General features: G+C 77.6%; 14 protein-coding genes and 1 pseudogene. 6 read left to right on the forward strand and 9 right to left on the reverse strand.

The window, feature by feature from the left end; translation table 11 throughout:
- Positions 1-1,699: pseudogene (locus H9657_RS06970) on the forward strand (glycosyltransferase family 2 protein); the annotation flags it as partial.
- Positions 1,696-3,261, forward strand: coding sequence for a DUF5719 family protein (locus tag H9657_RS06975; RefSeq protein WP_191781796.1), 1,566 nt, complete (start codon positions 1,696-1,698; stop codon positions 3,259-3,261). The pseudogene H9657_RS06970 and the gene H9657_RS06975, both read left to right, overlap by 4 nt.
- A gap of 45 nt (positions 3,262-3,306) precedes the next feature.
- Here H9657_RS06975 and H9657_RS06980 read toward each other — a convergent pair whose 3' ends face one another.
- Entirely contained in the window at positions 3,307-4,206 is a 900-nt protein-coding gene (locus H9657_RS06980; protein ID WP_191781798.1) for a glycosyltransferase family 2 protein, read from the reverse strand.
- Positions 4,207-4,232: 26 nt separating this feature from the next.
- Positions 4,233-4,592, reverse strand: coding sequence for a metallopeptidase family protein (locus tag H9657_RS06985; protein ID WP_191781800.1), 360 nt, complete (start codon positions 4,590-4,592; stop codon positions 4,233-4,235).
- A 260-nt stretch (positions 4,593-4,852) separates the two neighbouring features.
- Here H9657_RS06985 and H9657_RS06990 point away from each other — a divergent pair, with 260 nt between their 5' ends.
- Genes H9657_RS06990 through H9657_RS07000 form a run of 3 tightly spaced genes read left to right on the forward strand, consistent with a single transcriptional unit; the run spans position 4,853 to position 5,757 of the window.
- Positions 4,853-5,242: a DUF3499 domain-containing protein gene (locus H9657_RS06990; RefSeq protein WP_191781802.1), complete on the forward strand. Its 390-nt coding sequence runs from the start codon at positions 4,853-4,855 to the stop codon at positions 5,240-5,242.
- Positions 5,239-5,493, forward strand: coding sequence for a hypothetical protein (locus H9657_RS06995; protein WP_191781804.1), 255 nt, complete (start codon positions 5,239-5,241; stop codon positions 5,491-5,493). The genes H9657_RS06990 and H9657_RS06995 overlap by 4 nt, the downstream gene beginning before the upstream one ends.
- A gap of 54 nt (positions 5,494-5,547) precedes the next feature.
- Positions 5,548-5,757 carry a Trm112 family protein gene (locus H9657_RS07000; protein WP_191781806.1) on the forward strand — a complete coding sequence of 70 codons (210 nt, stop codon included), beginning with the start codon at positions 5,548-5,550 and terminating at the stop codon, positions 5,755-5,757.
- 21 nt (positions 5,758-5,778) lie between these two features.
- Here H9657_RS07000 and H9657_RS07005 read toward each other — a convergent pair whose 3' ends face one another.
- The gene (locus H9657_RS07005; protein WP_191781808.1) at positions 5,779-6,627 is read right to left on the reverse strand and encodes an RDD family protein; all 849 of its coding nucleotides are present in this window, start codon (positions 6,625-6,627) and stop codon (positions 5,779-5,781) included.
- A 75-nt stretch (positions 6,628-6,702) separates the two neighbouring features.
- Here H9657_RS07005 and H9657_RS07010 point away from each other — a divergent pair, with 75 nt between their 5' ends.
- Complete coding sequence (locus tag H9657_RS07010; RefSeq protein WP_191781810.1) at positions 6,703-7,692, forward strand: stage II sporulation protein M; 990 nt, start codon at positions 6,703-6,705, stop codon at positions 7,690-7,692.
- A 16-nt stretch (positions 7,693-7,708) separates the two neighbouring features.
- Here the strand turns inward: H9657_RS07010 and H9657_RS07015 are convergent, their stop codons facing one another.
- From H9657_RS07015 to H9657_RS07040, 6 genes are read right to left on the reverse strand one after another with little or no spacing between them, the layout of a single operon-like run.
- Positions 7,709-8,878 carry a winged helix DNA-binding domain-containing protein gene (locus H9657_RS07015; RefSeq protein ID WP_191781811.1) on the reverse strand — a complete coding sequence of 390 codons (1,170 nt, stop codon included), beginning with the start codon at positions 8,876-8,878 and terminating at the stop codon, positions 7,709-7,711.
- 37 nt (positions 8,879-8,915) lie between these two features.
- Complete coding sequence (locus H9657_RS07020) at positions 8,916-10,232, reverse strand: DUF58 domain-containing protein (RefSeq protein ID WP_191781814.1); 1,317 nt, start codon at positions 10,230-10,232, stop codon at positions 8,916-8,918.
- Between the two features lie 4 nt (positions 10,233-10,236).
- On the reverse strand, positions 10,237-11,265 hold the full coding sequence (locus tag H9657_RS07025; RefSeq protein ID WP_191781816.1) for an AAA family ATPase: 1,029 nt from the start codon (positions 11,263-11,265) through the stop codon (positions 10,237-10,239).
- Positions 11,262-12,455 (reverse strand): DUF4350 domain-containing protein, encoded by a 1,194-nt coding sequence (locus H9657_RS07030; RefSeq protein ID WP_191781818.1) that lies wholly within the window; start codon positions 12,453-12,455, stop codon positions 11,262-11,264. Before H9657_RS07030 ends, H9657_RS07025 begins: the two co-directional genes overlap by 4 nt.
- Positions 12,452-13,075 (reverse strand): DUF4129 domain-containing protein, encoded by a 624-nt coding sequence (locus H9657_RS07035; RefSeq protein ID WP_318241354.1) that lies wholly within the window; start codon positions 13,073-13,075, stop codon positions 12,452-12,454. Before H9657_RS07035 ends, H9657_RS07030 begins: the two co-directional genes overlap by 4 nt.
- A gap of 21 nt (positions 13,076-13,096) precedes the next feature.
- Complete coding sequence (locus tag H9657_RS07040; RefSeq protein WP_191781820.1) at positions 13,097-14,311, reverse strand: hypothetical protein; 1,215 nt, start codon at positions 14,309-14,311, stop codon at positions 13,097-13,099.
- Positions 14,312-14,456 lie beyond the last annotated feature (145 nt).

Genomic DNA, 14,456 nt, shown 5'->3' on the forward strand with positions numbered 1-14,456 from the left:
GGACGGCGCGGCGGCCCCCTCGTCCGACGGCGCGACAGCGGCCACGGGCGCCGGTGCGACGGAGCCCACGACGGACGGCGCGCCCGACGGCCCGCCGCGGCTCGTCGGCGCGCCCGCCCCGACCGGGTCGCTGGCCGCCGCGGCCGGGGCCGCGCTCGCGCTCGCGGTCGCGGTCGCCGCCGCTCCCGTCCTGCTCGTGCCTGCGGTCGTGCTGGTCGCCGTGATCGCCCTCGCGCTGCCGCGCGGCCGCGCCCGGTCGCGGGCCCGTCTCCTCGGTGTGCTCGTGCCCTCGCTCGTCCTCATGGCCCCGCTGCTGCTGGAGGTCGGCACGCGCGGGCTCGACGGCGTGCGGCTGCTCCTCGCCGACGCGGGACCTGCGGCCGTCGTCGCGCCGGCCCCCGCGCCCGCGCGGCTGCTGGGTGTGCCGGCCGACGCGTCGGTGCTCGTGCCCGCGGGCCTGCCCGACGTGCTCGCGTCCGCGTGGCCCTACCTGGCCGGTGGCGTCGTGCTCGTGCTCGCGGTGCTCGGGCTGCTGCGGGGCCGGCCCGTGGCCCGCGCCGTCCGCCTCTGCTGGGTCGTGGCGGCGGTCGGTGCCGCCACGGGTGCCGCCGTCGCGGCCCTGCCGGCCGCCGTGTCCCCGGACGCGGTCGGGCCCGCCTGGACCGGTGCGGCCGTGTCGCTGACCACGCTGGGTCTGCTCGGCGCGGCCGTGCTGGCCAGCGACCGGCTCACCGAGCGCCTCGCGAGCCGCTCGTTCGGCTGGCGGCAGCCCGTCGTCGCGCTGGGGACGGTCGTCGCCGTCGTGGCGGTCGCGTGCGGCGTCGTCGGCTGGGGCTGGACCGCGCGTGTCGGCGAGGCGGTGGCGCTGCGCGCCTCGACCGCACCGGTCGTGCCCGTCGTGGGGCAGCAGGGGGCGTCGTCCGACGCGTCGTCACGCGTGCTGGCCCTCGGGGTGCGGGGCGACGGGTCGGTCGACTGGTCGCTCCTGCGGGCCGACGGCGACCAGCTGGTCGACCACGCCTCCGCGGTCGACCTGCGGCGCCTCACCGGCCCGCTCGACGCACCCACGGCCACGGACCCCGACCGCGCGCACGCCGAGGTGGACGTGCTGGCCGCCCGGCTCGTCCAGGGCGCCGCGGGGGACGTCGCGGCCGACGTCGGTGCGCTGGGGGTCGGTGACGTGCTCGTGCCCGGCGTCGCGGGCGACGACCCCGCGGCGCGTTCGGCACGCGGCCGGCTCGTCGCGGTGCTCGACGCCACGGCCGGGCTGGAGCGCGTGACGCACGACGGCACGGGCACGCTCTGGCGGGTGCGGGGGACCGCGGGGCAGGCCGTCACCAGCTGGGCGCGCCTCGTCGGGTCCGGCGCCGACCCCGCCGACCCGCGGGCCGAGGCGGTGCCGGTCGCCGCCCGGGGCCGCACCGTCGCCACGACGCTGCCCATCGGTGACGGTCCGCGCACGCTGGTGCTGGCCGAGCGGGCCGACGACGGCTGGCGTGCCACGCTCGACGGCCGCGCGCTCGCGCCGGTGGACGTCGGCTGGCGGCAGGCGTTCGACGTGGGCCCGGACGGCGGTCGGCTCGAGGTCCACCACGAGGGTCCGTACCGCACGCCGTGGCTCGCCGCGCTCGGCGCGACCGCGCTCGTCACGTTCCTGCTGGCCCTGCCGTTCCGACGTCGCCGAGGGGTGCGCACGTGACCACCGAGCCCGACGGGCCCGCCGCCCCGCACGAGGGGCGCCCGCGCCGCGCGGCACGCGCCGCGTCCGGCGTCCTGGTGCTCGTGCTCGCGGGCGGCGCGGTCGCCGCGGCCGCGCGCGTCGGTGACGCGCCGACTGTCCCGCTCGCGGCCGTCCGCGTCGAGGTCGCGCCGACGCCCGTCACCCTGCAGTGCCCCGGTCCGGTCCTGCTGCCCGAGCGCACGGTGCGTGGCGACGCGGAGTTCGACCCCGCGCCCGTCCCCGCACAGGTCGCGCTCGACGCCGTGACGGCCGCGGGCGCGGGTGCCGGTCCGCTCGCCGTCGTCGCGACGGGCCCGAGCGACGCCTCCGCCGACGCGCCCGGCGGGGGCGGCAGCCTCCACCTGGGCGATGTGGGGGCGCCGCTCGCCGTGCGGGCGCAGCCGCGCGACACGTCACCCGTCGCCGCCGCGAGCGTCGCGTCGGTCGTCACCGACGGCGACGCGCGCGGGCTCGCCGCAGCCTCGTGCCGGACGCCGTCGAGCGACGACTGGCTGGTCGGCGCAGCCACCTCCGTCGGGTCGACGGCCACGCTCGTCCTGACCAACCCCGGTCTGACCGTCGCGCAGGTCGAGCTCGAGGTCTTCGGCCCCACCGGACCGGTCGACGTCAGCACCACGCAGCACGTCGTCGCCGCCGGCGGCACCAAGCAGGTCGACCTCGGTGGCCTCGCGGCCGACCAGGCGGCGCTCGTCGTGCACGTCAGCGCCTCCGGCGGACAGGTCGCGGCGCACGTGCAGGACACCGCCGTGCGGGGATTCACACCCGCCGGGACCGACCTCGTCGTGCCCGGCGGGGCGCCGTCGACGCGGCAGGTCGTCACGGGGCTGGTGGCCGCGGAGTCGCAGGTCGGGTCGGCCGACGCCCCCGTCCTGCGCCTGCTCGCGCCCCGGGACGCGACGACCGCCCGCGTCGCCCTGCTGGGCGCCGACGGGCCGGTCGTGCTGCCCGGCGCGCAGGACGTGCCGCTGACGCCCGGCGAGGTCACCGACGTCCCGCTCGGTGGCCTGCCCGAGGGCGTGTACACGGTCGTGGTCGACGCCGAGGCCCCCGTCGTCGCCGCCGCGGTCGCCACGAGCGTCGGGCAGCAGGGCGGCCTCGACGACGAGCCGCGCGTCGAGCGCGCCTGGTCCGCGTCGGGCGCGCTCGACGACCACGGCGTGGTGGCCCTGCCGCGCGGGACGGACGCCGCCGTCGTCGTCGGGGCCGTGGGACGTGACGCCGACGACACGCGCGAGGCGACCGCGACGCTGCGTGTGCTGGGACGCGACGGTCGCACGCTCTCGGAGCACGCCGTGCGCGTGGACGCCGGAACGACCGGCGCCTGGCCCGTCGCCGACCTGGCCGAGGGCGCCGTGGGCGTCGAGCTGGTGCCCGAGGGTGACGTCGCCGTCGCCTGGGCGGTGTCCCTCACGCTCGAGCGCGAGGACGGCCCCCTCGTGGCCGTGCTGGGGCCGGTGCCCGTCGCCGGCGCCGCCGACGCGCGCGACGTCCGCGAGGACCCGCGTCCCGCACGAGGCTGACCGGCGGTCCTGCGGCCGGCGCGTGACGCCGGCTCGGCCGAGGACCTAGTCGGTCCCCCCGCGCAGCTGCACCTGCTGGCGCATCCGCAGCCCGAGGCGCAGCGCCGCGCGCAGGGGCGCCTGGTACCAGTGGGGGTAGCGACGCCGCAGGTAGGCGAGCGCGCTCGCGTGGTGCGCCCGGATCATCGGCGCGGGGCGCTCGCGCCACGAGGTCCCGCCGACGTGCGTCACGCGGACGTCGGGCACGTAGAGGTTCTCCCAGCCGGCGCGGGTGAGACGCTCGCCCAGGTCGACGTCCTCGAAGAACATGAAGTACGACTCGTCGAAGCCCCCGATCTGCTCGAAGGCGGTCCGGCGCAGGAGCAGGCACGCACCCGACAGCCAGCCGGCCTCGCGCAGGTAGCCACCGGTCGACTCCTGACGGGCGTGGTAGGCGCGCGTCCAGGGGTTGTGCGGCCACAGCCGGGCGAAGATCGCGTGCCCGGCGCCGAGGCGCAGCGAGGGCAGCGCGCGCGCCGAGGGGTAGGTCGTGCCGTCGGTGTTGAGCAGCATCGGCCCGAGCGCACCGGCGGTGGGCTGCTCGTCGCCCGCGGCGACGAGCCGGTCGAGCGAACCCGGCGACCACTCGATGTCGGGGTTCGCGACCACGAGCCACGGCGTCGTCGCGCCGGCGGCACCACGGTTCGCCGCGGCGCCGTAGCCCAGGTTGGCGCCCGGCACGACGAGCCGCGCGCCCGCCACGCTGCTGGTCACCTCGGAGGCGACCGCGTGGTCGGTGCCGTTGTCGACCACCACGAGCTCGACGGGCAGCGTGGAGGCGGTGGCGAGCGTCGCTGCGAAGCGTGCCAGCTCGTCACCGGGGTGATAGACGACGCACACGACGCGGACGCGGGGCGCACCGCCGGGGGTCGGGGCGTGGAGCTCGGGGGCGGGGGACGTGCTCATCGTCGGCCACCTTAGTGGTCGCGGGCTCAACGTCCGTCGTCGTACCCGGGATCGACCTCCTCCGGGCTGCGCCCGAGGAGGTGGGCGACCTGCTCCACGACGACGTCACGGACCAGGTCCGCGAGGTCGGCCGGGTCGGACGCGCGGGCCTCGACCGGGCGCCGGTACACGACGACCCGGTGCGGCAGCCCGGCGTCCGCCGGGAAGTACCGCCCCAGCGGCACGCCGCCGTGCTCCCACGGCGCGGGGTTGGACGGCGGGACGTCCTCGACGGCGAACTCCGCGCCGTCGAGCTGGCGTGCCCAGCGGCGCTCGAGGTCCTCCACGGCGTCGAGCACGAGGTCGTCGAAGCGCTCGGCACGCGTGCGGTACCCGGGCGTGGTCATCGGCAGGACCGTGCCCCGCATCCCGCGGCCGCGGCGGTCGCGACGGCGCACCGGCCCGGGGGTCGCGGACGGGACCGCGGCGTCCGTCGCGCGACGACGCACGACGGGAGGACGGGCGCCCTCACCGGGCGCGGACGGGCGACGGGGGCCGAGCGGACTCACCCCGTCACTGTAGCCACGCGCCCGCGGACGCACGTGCGGGCACGACACGCCGCCCGGCCGCCTGCCGCGGCACGGGCGGTGGGGGGTACCGTCTGCTCGTGAGATCCGTCCGGCAGTGCTCGCGCACCGCATGCCCGCACGCCGCGGTCGCGACACTGACCTACGTGTACGCCGACTCGACGGCCGTGCTCGGGCCCCTGGCCCAGCTCGCCGAGCCGCACTCGTACGACCTGTGCGTCGAGCACGCCGACCGGCTGACGGCCCCGCGGGGCTGGGAGGTCGTGCGGCTGCTCCCCGACCTGCAGGCGGCGGCACCCAGCCACGACGACCTGGTCGCGCTCGCCGAGGCGGTGCGTGAGGCCGGGCGTCGACGCGTCCCCGAGCCCGCGCCCGCGCTGACGCCCGTCGCGGCACCGGCGCTCGACACGTCACGCCGTCGCGGCCACCTGCGGGTCGTCCCGGGGTCCTCCCAGGACGAGCAGCCGTGAGCGCCGCACGTGACCGTCGCCCGCCGGCGGACGAGCCGCTGGGCTCGATCACCCGGCCCGTGGTCGACGACTCGGCCACCGCGCCCGCCTGCTTCGCGTGCGGCGAGGACGACCTGACCCGGTTGCGCGTCGCGCTGCCCGACGGCCGACCGGCCGTGTTCGCGTCGTGCCCCGGCTGCGAGGCGACCGCCTGGTTCGTCGTCGACGGTGACGGCCGTGCGCTGGGCCCCGACGGTACCGCGCGCGCCTGACGTCAGCACGACCCGCCGCGGCGGGACGACGACACCCACGACCCTGGAGATGCCATGACGGCGACCGACCGCCCCGCGACCGACCTCGAGCCGTGGGCGCGCGCGCTGCTGCGGTGCCCCGTCACGGGGGCCGAGCTCGTCGACGGCGTGGACCCCGACGGGTCCCCGGTGCTGATCTCGACCGACCCCGAGCGGCCGCTGCGCTACCCGGTGCTCGACGGCATCCCGGTCCTGCTGGTGGACGAGGCGCGTCCGGCGACCTGACCCGCCCGGCGCCGCGCGGCGTCAGAGGTCCGGGTCGGGGACGCCGTGGGGCAGCCGACGCAGCAGGACCGCCTCGGCCTGCTCGCGGCGCACGCGCTCCAGCTCGACCAGGGTCTCGCGGCGGCCGCGCTCGGCGAGCACGGCGGACAGGAACGCCTCGGGGTGCGTGCCGGCCGGCGGGGGAGGGCTCACGTACGGCTGCAGGTCGGCGGCGAGGCGGGTGCCCAGCTCGGCGCGCGATCCCGGGTGCAGCAGGGCCGCGCGTCCGAGGAACTGCCGGACGGCGAGCGCCAGACCGTCGGGGAGCCGCGCCACGTCGGCGTTCGCGGCCCAGCCGGCGAGCTGCGGCGGCATGACGGCCGACGAGCGCACCGGTGCCGCGGCCCGCACGCGCGACCCGTAGGTCCCGGCGAGGATGTCACCGACCCGCTTGCCGCGGGGGTGCGCGATCGAGCAGATGACGGCGACGGACCCCAGCGTGAGCCACAGCTCCGCGACACCGGTGAGCGCCCGGACGAAGGCCTGCCGGAGCACGATCGCGCCACCGTCGTCCCGCACGATCCGCACGCCGGCGACCAGCTTGCCGAGCGAGCGGCCCCGGGTCAGCGTCTCGACCGTCGTCGGCAGCACGACGGTCACCAGGACGAGCACGACGATCCCGAGGATCCGGCTCGTGTACTGGTCCAGCTGCAGCGACAGGTTGGACAGGACGATCGTCGCGACGACCAGCAGCACCAGCAGCGCCAGGAGGTCGACGACCGCCGCCAGCAGGCGGGAGGCGACCGACGCGGGCCGCGAGTCGAGCACCACACCCTCGCCGATCACGACGCCGTCGTGCAGCTCGGTCGATCGGGGCGTCGTGGCGGTCACCTGCGCAGACTATCCGGCACCGCGCGCCGTGCGTGGGCCGCACGCGCGGGCCCCGGTCGATGGCAGGCTGGGGCCGTGGACCTCGATGCCTACACCCGCGCGCGCACGCCGACGTGGCAGCGTCTCGACGCCCTCGCGCGCCGCCGCCGCCTGAACGGTGCCGAGGCCGACGAGCTCGTCGCGCTGTACCAGGCGACCGCGACCGACCTGTCCGCGGTGCGCTCGGCCGCCCCGGACCCGGAGACGGTGTCGCGGCTGTCGCAGGTGCTGGTGCGCGCGCGCAGCCGGCTCTCGGGCACGCACGCCCCCTCGTGGTCGGACGTGGTGTCGTTCGTCGTGCTGCGGCTGCCCTCGGCGCTGTACCGCATCCGCTGGTGGACCGTCGCCGTCACCGCGGCGTTCCTGCTCGTCGGCACCGCGACGGGCGTGCTCGTGGCGACGTCGCCCGACGCGCTGGCGCTCATGGGCACCCCGGCCGAGCAGCGGCAGTACGTCGAGCAGGCCTTCGAGGAGTACTACGCGCCCGGTGCGGGCTTCGCCACGATGGTGTGGACCAACAACGCCTGGATCGCGGCGCTGTGCGTGGGCACCGGGATCACGGGGTTCGCGCCGGTCTACGTCCTGTTCAGCAACGCGGTGGGGGTGGGGTCCGCGGGCGGGCTCATGGCGTCGCACGGGCGCCTCGACGTCTTCCTGCAGCTCATCGCGCCGCACGGGCTGCTCGAGCTCACCGCGATCTTCGTGGCGGGTGCCGCCGGGCTGCGGCTGTTCTGGACGTGGGTCGACCCCGGCCCGCGGACCCGCGGCCGGGCGCTCGCGCAGGAGGGGCGCGCGCTGTTCACCGTCGCCATCGGGCTCGTCGGCGTGCTCGCCGTGTCCGGGCTCGTCGAGGGGTTCGTCACCGGCTCGACCCTGCCGTGGCCCGTCAAGGTGGCCGTCGGCGTCGTCGTGCTCGCGGCGTTCTGGACGTACGTGATCGTGCTGGGCCGCCGTGCCGTCGCGGCCGGCCACACGGGGGACCTCGACGCCGACCGGGCCGGGTACACGGTCGCGACCGCCGGCTGACGCCCCGGGCGGCCGCTCAGTCCGCGAAGCGGACCACGTGGGTGTCCGCGTCGTCGGCGAGGAAGCGCACGGCGGGCTCCGCCGCGGCCAGCACGTCGCCACGCTGCGCCGGGCCCAGGGGCTCGAGCGGTGTGATCGTCAGGGTCGCGGCGACCGCGCGGTCCGCGCGTCCGCTCCCGCTGCGCGCGCGCTCGAGCGCCCAGGTCGCGCGCACGCGCCCGTCGACCAGGACCGCCGCGGGCAGGCGACCGTTGGGGGTCTGCAGGCGGCGGCGGTGCTCGTCGTCGATCACGCGGGTGCGCTGGGCGTGCGCGAGCCAGAGGTTGTCGTAGTCGGCGAGCAGCCGGACGGGCGCCGGCACGTCGGGGTCGGGTCGTGGCGCGTCCGGCAGGTCGAGCAGCTCACGCGGACGCCCGCCGGGACGGGCCGGTGCTGCGGGGAGCGTCACGAGGCGGTCGCGCAGCCCCGCCACGACGTCACGCAGGCCGGTCAGCCCCGACCACGCCTGGACGTCCGCGACGCTCGCGGGGCCGAACGCCGCGAGGTAGCGCAGCACGACGCCCTCCAGGGCGCGCCGCTGCGCGTCGGCGGCCGTGAGGTCCCCGGCGGCCGCGACCGCGGCGGGGACCCACGCGTCCAGCGTCGTCCACGTGGTCGCCGCCGAGCGCCGCCACAGCCCGCGCGGCGTGACCTGCACCATCGGCAGCAGCGCACGGGCGAAGGCGGACAGGTCCTGCGGGTGGGCCGCCGGCCACCGCCGTGCCAGGTGCGCGCCGAGGTCGGTCGTCACGCGGGGCTCCGCGCGGACGTACGTGGCCGCGAGCTCGACGAGCAGGTCGAGGTCGACGACGTCCAGGGCCGCGCGCCGTCGCGGGTTGGCACGCAGCTCGCCCGCCATGACCGGGCGTGCGAGCGTCGACAGGACCGGGGCGTCCTCCGCCGTGACGAGGTGGACGGTCGAGCGCATGACGGCCATCCGCAGGACGGTCCTGTCGGTCAGTGCGGTGTCGAGGTCGGCCGTCGTGAAGCCGGCGACCCGGCTCCACAGGCCCAGGAACGGCGACCACGGGTTCTGGGCCTGGAGGCCGACGAGGCGCGCGACGACCGTGGGGACGTCGAGCGACGTGGGCTCGAGCAGGTGCTGGCGCGCCAGGAGGGCGCGGTTGAGGGCACGGTCGTCCAGCACGCACCGAACGTAGCGCGGGGGGCCGACACGGGGTGCGCTACAGCCGCCCCGACGCCTTGAGCGCGAGGTAGGTGTCGGCGAGCCGGGGTGCCAGGTCGTCGGGCGACGCCTCGACCACCTCGACGCCCCGCTGCCGCAACCGCACGGCGACCGCGTCGCGCTCGAGCGACGTGCGCTCCGCGGCGGCCGCGTCGAACACCTCGTCGACCGTTCGCCGCGAGGTCCGCAGCTCCTCGAGCTCGGGGTCCGCGACCGACGCGAGGACCACCTGGTGACGACGCGTCAGGCCGCCCACGACGTCGAGGAGGCCCTGCTCGACCGACGCGGGGTCGAGCGACGTCAGCAGCACCACGAGCGCCCGCCGGCTCAGACGCGAGCGGACCTGCCCGACGAGACCCGGCCAGTCCGTCTCGACGAGGGCCGGCTGCACGCCGGCGAGCGCCTCGGCCAGCGCGGGCAGCACGCGCGAGGAGTGCGAGTCGGCCGCGCGGGCGCGCACCCGGCGGTCGTACGCGAGGAGCTCGACGCGGTCACCCGCGTGCGCCGCCAGGACGCCCAGCAGCAGCGCCGCCTCGACCGACGCCTCGAGCCGGGTGCCGTCGAGGACGCGGGCCGCGCTCGTGCGCGAGGTGTCGACCACGAGCAGCACGTGGCGGTCCCGCTCGGGCCGCCACGTCCGCACCACGACCTCGCGCCGACGTGCGGTCGCCCGCCAGTCGATCGAGCGGACGTCGTCGCCGTCGACGTACTCGCGCAGCGAGTCGAACTCGGTGCCCGCGCCCCGCAGCTGCACGGCGGAACGCCCGTCGAGCTCACGCAGCCGGGCCAGGCGCGACGGCAGGTGACGGCGGGACGCGAACTCGGGGAGCACGCGCAGGCGCCCCGGCACGTCGAGCGTCGCCTGCCGCCCCGCGACGCCGAGCGGTCCGAGCGTGCGGACCGTGACCCGGTCGGCCACGGCGTCACCGCGTCGGGTGGGCACGAGCGTCGTGGTCACGCGCCGCTGCTCGCCCGCGGGCACGTCGACGCGGTGCCGCGGCGTGCGGGCGCCCGTGGGGGCGTCGCCGTCCGGCAGCGTCGACGGCGGCCAGGCGTCGCGCACGAGCGCACGCGACGTGCGCCGGCCCACGTTGCGGAGCGTGAGCACGGCGTCGACCGTGCCCGACAGGCGCACGGACGGCGGCAGGCGGCGCGACACCGCGAGCTCGCGCGGCGACGCGGCGAGCGCGACGTCCACGGCGCACACGGCGACGACGACGAGCGCCCACACGAGGACGGTCAGGGGTGCGGGCAGCAGCGCCACCGGGACGATCCCGGCGAGCGCGACCAGGACCGCGCGCGACGTCAGGGCCACGGGATCAGCGGGGGACCGGGACGGACGCGAGCACCGTGTCCAGGACGGACTCGGCCGAGACGCCCTCGATCTCCGCCTCGGGCCGCAGCTGGACGCGGTGGCGCAGCGTGGGGTGCGCCAGCGCCTGCACGTCGTCGGGGGTCACGTAGTCGCGGCCCGACAGCCAGGCCCACGCGCGCGACGTCGCCAGGAGCGCGGTCGCCCCGCGCGGGGACACGCCGAGGCTCAGGGACGGGGACGTCCGGGTCGCGCGGCAGACGTCGACCACGTAGCCGAGGACCTCCGGCGCGACCTGCACGCGGGCCACCTGCGCCCGCGCACGGGCGAGGTCGTCGACGCCGGCGACGGGCCGCAGACCGGCCGCGGCGAGGTCGCGCGGGTCGAACCCGGCCGCGTGCCGCGCCAGCACCTCGACCTCGTCGGTGCGCTCGGGCAGGGGCAGCAGCAGCTTGAGCAGGAAGCGGTCGAGCTGGGCCTCGGGCAGCGGGTAGGTGCCCTCGTACTCCACGGGGTTCTGCGTGGCGACGACGACGAACGGGTCGGGCAGCATGCGCGCCTCGCCGTCGACGGTGACCTGCCGCTCCTCCATCGCCTCCAGGAGCGAGGCCTGCGTCTTGGGGGGCGTGCGGTTGATCTCGTCCGCCAGCAGCAGGTTGGTGAAGACCGGCCCCTCGCGGAACGAGAACTGCGCCGTGCGGGCGTCGTAGACCAGGGAGCCCGTCACGTCGCCCGGCATGAGGTCGGGCGTGAACTGGACGCGCTTGGTGCCCAGGGACAGGGCGCCGGACAGCGAGCGGACCAGGAGCGTCTTGGCGACCCCGGGGACGCCCTCCAGGAGCACGTGGCCGCGGCAGAGGAGCGCGATGATGAGGCCGGTCACCGCCGCGTCCTGACCGACGACGGCCTTGGCCACCTCGGTCCGGACGGCGGCGAGCGACGCGCGCAGGTCGGCGTCCGTGCTCGTGGCGGTCGGTGCGAGGGGGCCCTGCGGGGCGTCCCAGGTGCTCGGGGGTCGCAGCGTGTCGTCGGTCACGTTCGGTGTACCTCGCTCTCCAGGTGGTGCAGGTCGTCGGCGAGCCGCAGGAGGCCCGCGTCGTCGGTGGGCGGCGGCCCGTAGATCAGGGCCTCGACGTCGCCGGCGCGTCGTCCCGTGGCGCGTGCCAGGGCGTCGACGAGCGCGGGTGCGTCGGCCGACCTCGGCAGGCCCAGCCGGTGCGCCACGCGTGCCGCCGTGCCCGCGCGCAGGGCCGCGGCGGCGTGCCCGTGGGCCCGGGCGCGTCGGTACAGGCGGCCGCGGCCGCGGGCGGTCTCCGCCGAGCGCACCACGACGGGCAGCGGCTCCGCGACGACGGGCCCGAGCCGGCGCGCCCGCCAGACCACCGTGACCACCAGCACCAGCACCAGCCAGCCCGTGACGGGACGGACCCACGGCACGAGGTCGGTCAGGCTCGCGGTGTCGTCGCCGGCGTCCACGGGGCCGAGGTCGTCGATGCTCGGCACGTACCAGACGAGGTGGTCGTGGCGCCCCAGCATGCGCAGCACGAGCGCGGCGTTGCCGTCGGCGTCGACCGCGTCGTTCGTCAGGGGGTGCAGGTCGGACAGCGCGGTGACGCGGCGACCGTCCTGCTCGAGCGTGAGGTAGGCGCCGCCGTCGAGGCCGGGGCCGGTGGGGAAGCACGTCGTGGCCCGGCCCCCGAGGTCGACGTACCCGCCCGCAGCGGTGATGGTGCCCGCGGCGACGGCGTCGGGGTCGTCGCACGCGGCCTCGCGCTGCTCGCGGGTGTTCCCCGTCCCCGCGGTGACGACGTCCGGCGCGATCGTCGAGAGCGCCCACCCGGCGTCGACGAGCACGAGGTCGTCGGGCAGGGCGACGAGCGCGTCGGTCTGCTCCTGGGTCAGCCACTGGTCGCCCACGACGAGGACCGTGCTGTCACCGGTGGCGGCCGCGAGGGCGGCGGCGGTCGTCGTGACGTGCTCGACCGTGACGCCCTGGCGCTCGAGCACCTGGGCCACGGCGCGCGCGCCCGAGGCGCCGGCGTTGTCCGGTGCGCCCGGCGTGGTGCTCGAGGGCGGCGCGGGCAGCGCCAGCACCAGGCCGCCGACGAGCACGACGCCGAGCACCACGAGCCAGGGGCGGGCGCGCCGCCAGCGGCCCGCGGCCCGGGAGCGCCCCGTCGACCCGTCCCCGACGACCTCGACCACTGGCGCCGTCGTCGCGCTCACGCCGTGACCGCCGCGGGCCGTGCCGCGCGGACGGCGGCGTCCAGGCCGCGCATCGTCGCGTCGTCCTCGGCCGTGGCGGACCGTTCGCCGTACACGACGTCGTCGAACAGGTCGCCACCGCGGCGCAGCGCGTCGGCGTGCGCGGGCAGCACCGCGGCGGCGACGCGCGCGGCCTCGTGCGCGGTGCGTCCGGGCCGTTCGTCGAGCAGGCCGCGCTCCTCGAGGTCGCGGACGACCGCCCGGTACCGGTCGGCGACGGCCACGGACCACGTGCCGGCGCGTGCCGCGGCGTCGGCGGCGTCGCGCAGCTGCGCGGCGGTGCGGCGGTCGTCGGCGTGCAGGACGGCGGCGCGCCGACGCCGCGCGCCGGCCCGCACCGGCCCGGCCACGCGCAGCGCGACGAGCACCACGAGGACGGCCACGCCGACGACGACGAGCAGCGCCGTCCGGTTCGACATGCCGAGCGAGGGCAGGTTGTCGAGCTGCTCGGTGAGCCACGCCAGCGCTCGCTGCAGCAGCGAATCCTGGCGGTGGTACGCGGGGTCGAGCATCTCCTCACGGACCCACCGGCGTGCGCCCGCCGCGTCGGGCTCCACCGGCACCCCTGTCAGCACGCGCACGTCACGACCGTCCCGTGCGCGTCACGCGGCACCCGTGGCCGCCCGGGCGAGGTCGAGGTCGAGGCCCTCGCGCCGGATGCGCACGTCGACGTACAGCAGCGCGACCACGGCGGCGAGGAAGGTCGTGGACAGCGTCAGGCCGACGATCTGTCCCAGTGCCGAGACGAGGATCGTCATGTCGTCCGACCCCGACGCGGCCGTGATGAGACCGGCCACCACGGCGGCCGGCACGAGGAAGAGGTACATCAGGATCGAGACCAGCAGGTTCGACAGCAGGTAGATGCCGAGCAACCGCCAGAAGCTGCCGCGCGTCAGCCGCCAGGCGCGCGCGACGGTGGGCCAGAAACGCTTGCCCTCGAGCATGAGCGCGGGCGGCACGAGCAGGGTGCGGGTCGTGACCCACACGAGGAGCGCCCCGAGCGCGAGCCCGCCGAGCAGGCCGACCGCGACGGCCGCCCCGTCCGCGCCGGCCGCGGCCAGCGCGGCGACGGCACCGATCCACAGCGCGACCGCGAGCGTCGACGCGAGCAGCTGCAGGACGGCGAAGCCCACCAGCAGCCACACCCGGCGCGTGCGCCACACCTCGCGCAGCGCGACCCGCTGACCCAGCACCGAGCGGCTGACCGACACGATCAGCAGCCCGGTGAGCACCGACGTCACGGGGATGAGCAGCGGGACGGTCAGCGCCTGCCCGCCGCTCGTGGAGAGCAGCTCGGTGAAGACCGCGGAGTCGGCGGCCGTCATCGCACCGTCGAGCGTCGTGTCGCCCAGCGCGGCGCCGATGAGGCTCGCGACGTAGAGCTGGACGAGCGTCTGCAGCGCGACGGCGACGGTCACCACGACGGCCGACAGCCCGAACATCACGGCCGGGTTCGCCCGCACGGCGCGGACCGCACCGTCGAGGATCTCGCCCAGCCCCAGCGGCCGCAGCGGGATGATCCCGGGCTGCAGCACCGGCACCTGCCACGCCGGTGCCGGTCCCGGCGGCGGTGCGCCCCATCCCGGGGGCACGGAGGGCTGGCCCCACGCGGCCGGCGGCGCCTGGCCCGGCGTCGGCGCGGGGCCGGTGCCCCACGCCGGCGGGGCCGGCGCAGTGCCCCAGCCGACGCCCGGGCCACCGGGTGCGACCGGCGGCGGCGGCGGCACCGGGGCGTGCGAGGGCGTGGCGTCCGCGGGCGGGCCGGCGGGGTGCGCCCAGGGCGCGGGGCCCGTGCCGTCGTCCTGCGGGGAGGTCATGCGTCGGACTCCTCGTGTGTGGCGTGCTCCGGCCCGAGCGCGTCGACGCGTCGGCGGGTCCCATGGTGCCACGGTGCAGGTGAGCGGCGGCGGCGGATCCACACGTCACCCGGCTGCGCGGCGCGCTCGCCGCGGTGCGCGCCCC

Origin of the sequence: Cellulomonas avistercoris, from assembly GCF_014836445.1 — a bacterium.
In the GTDB taxonomy this organism is placed as follows: domain Bacteria; phylum Actinomycetota; class Actinomycetes; order Actinomycetales; family Cellulomonadaceae; genus Cellulomonas; species Cellulomonas avistercoris.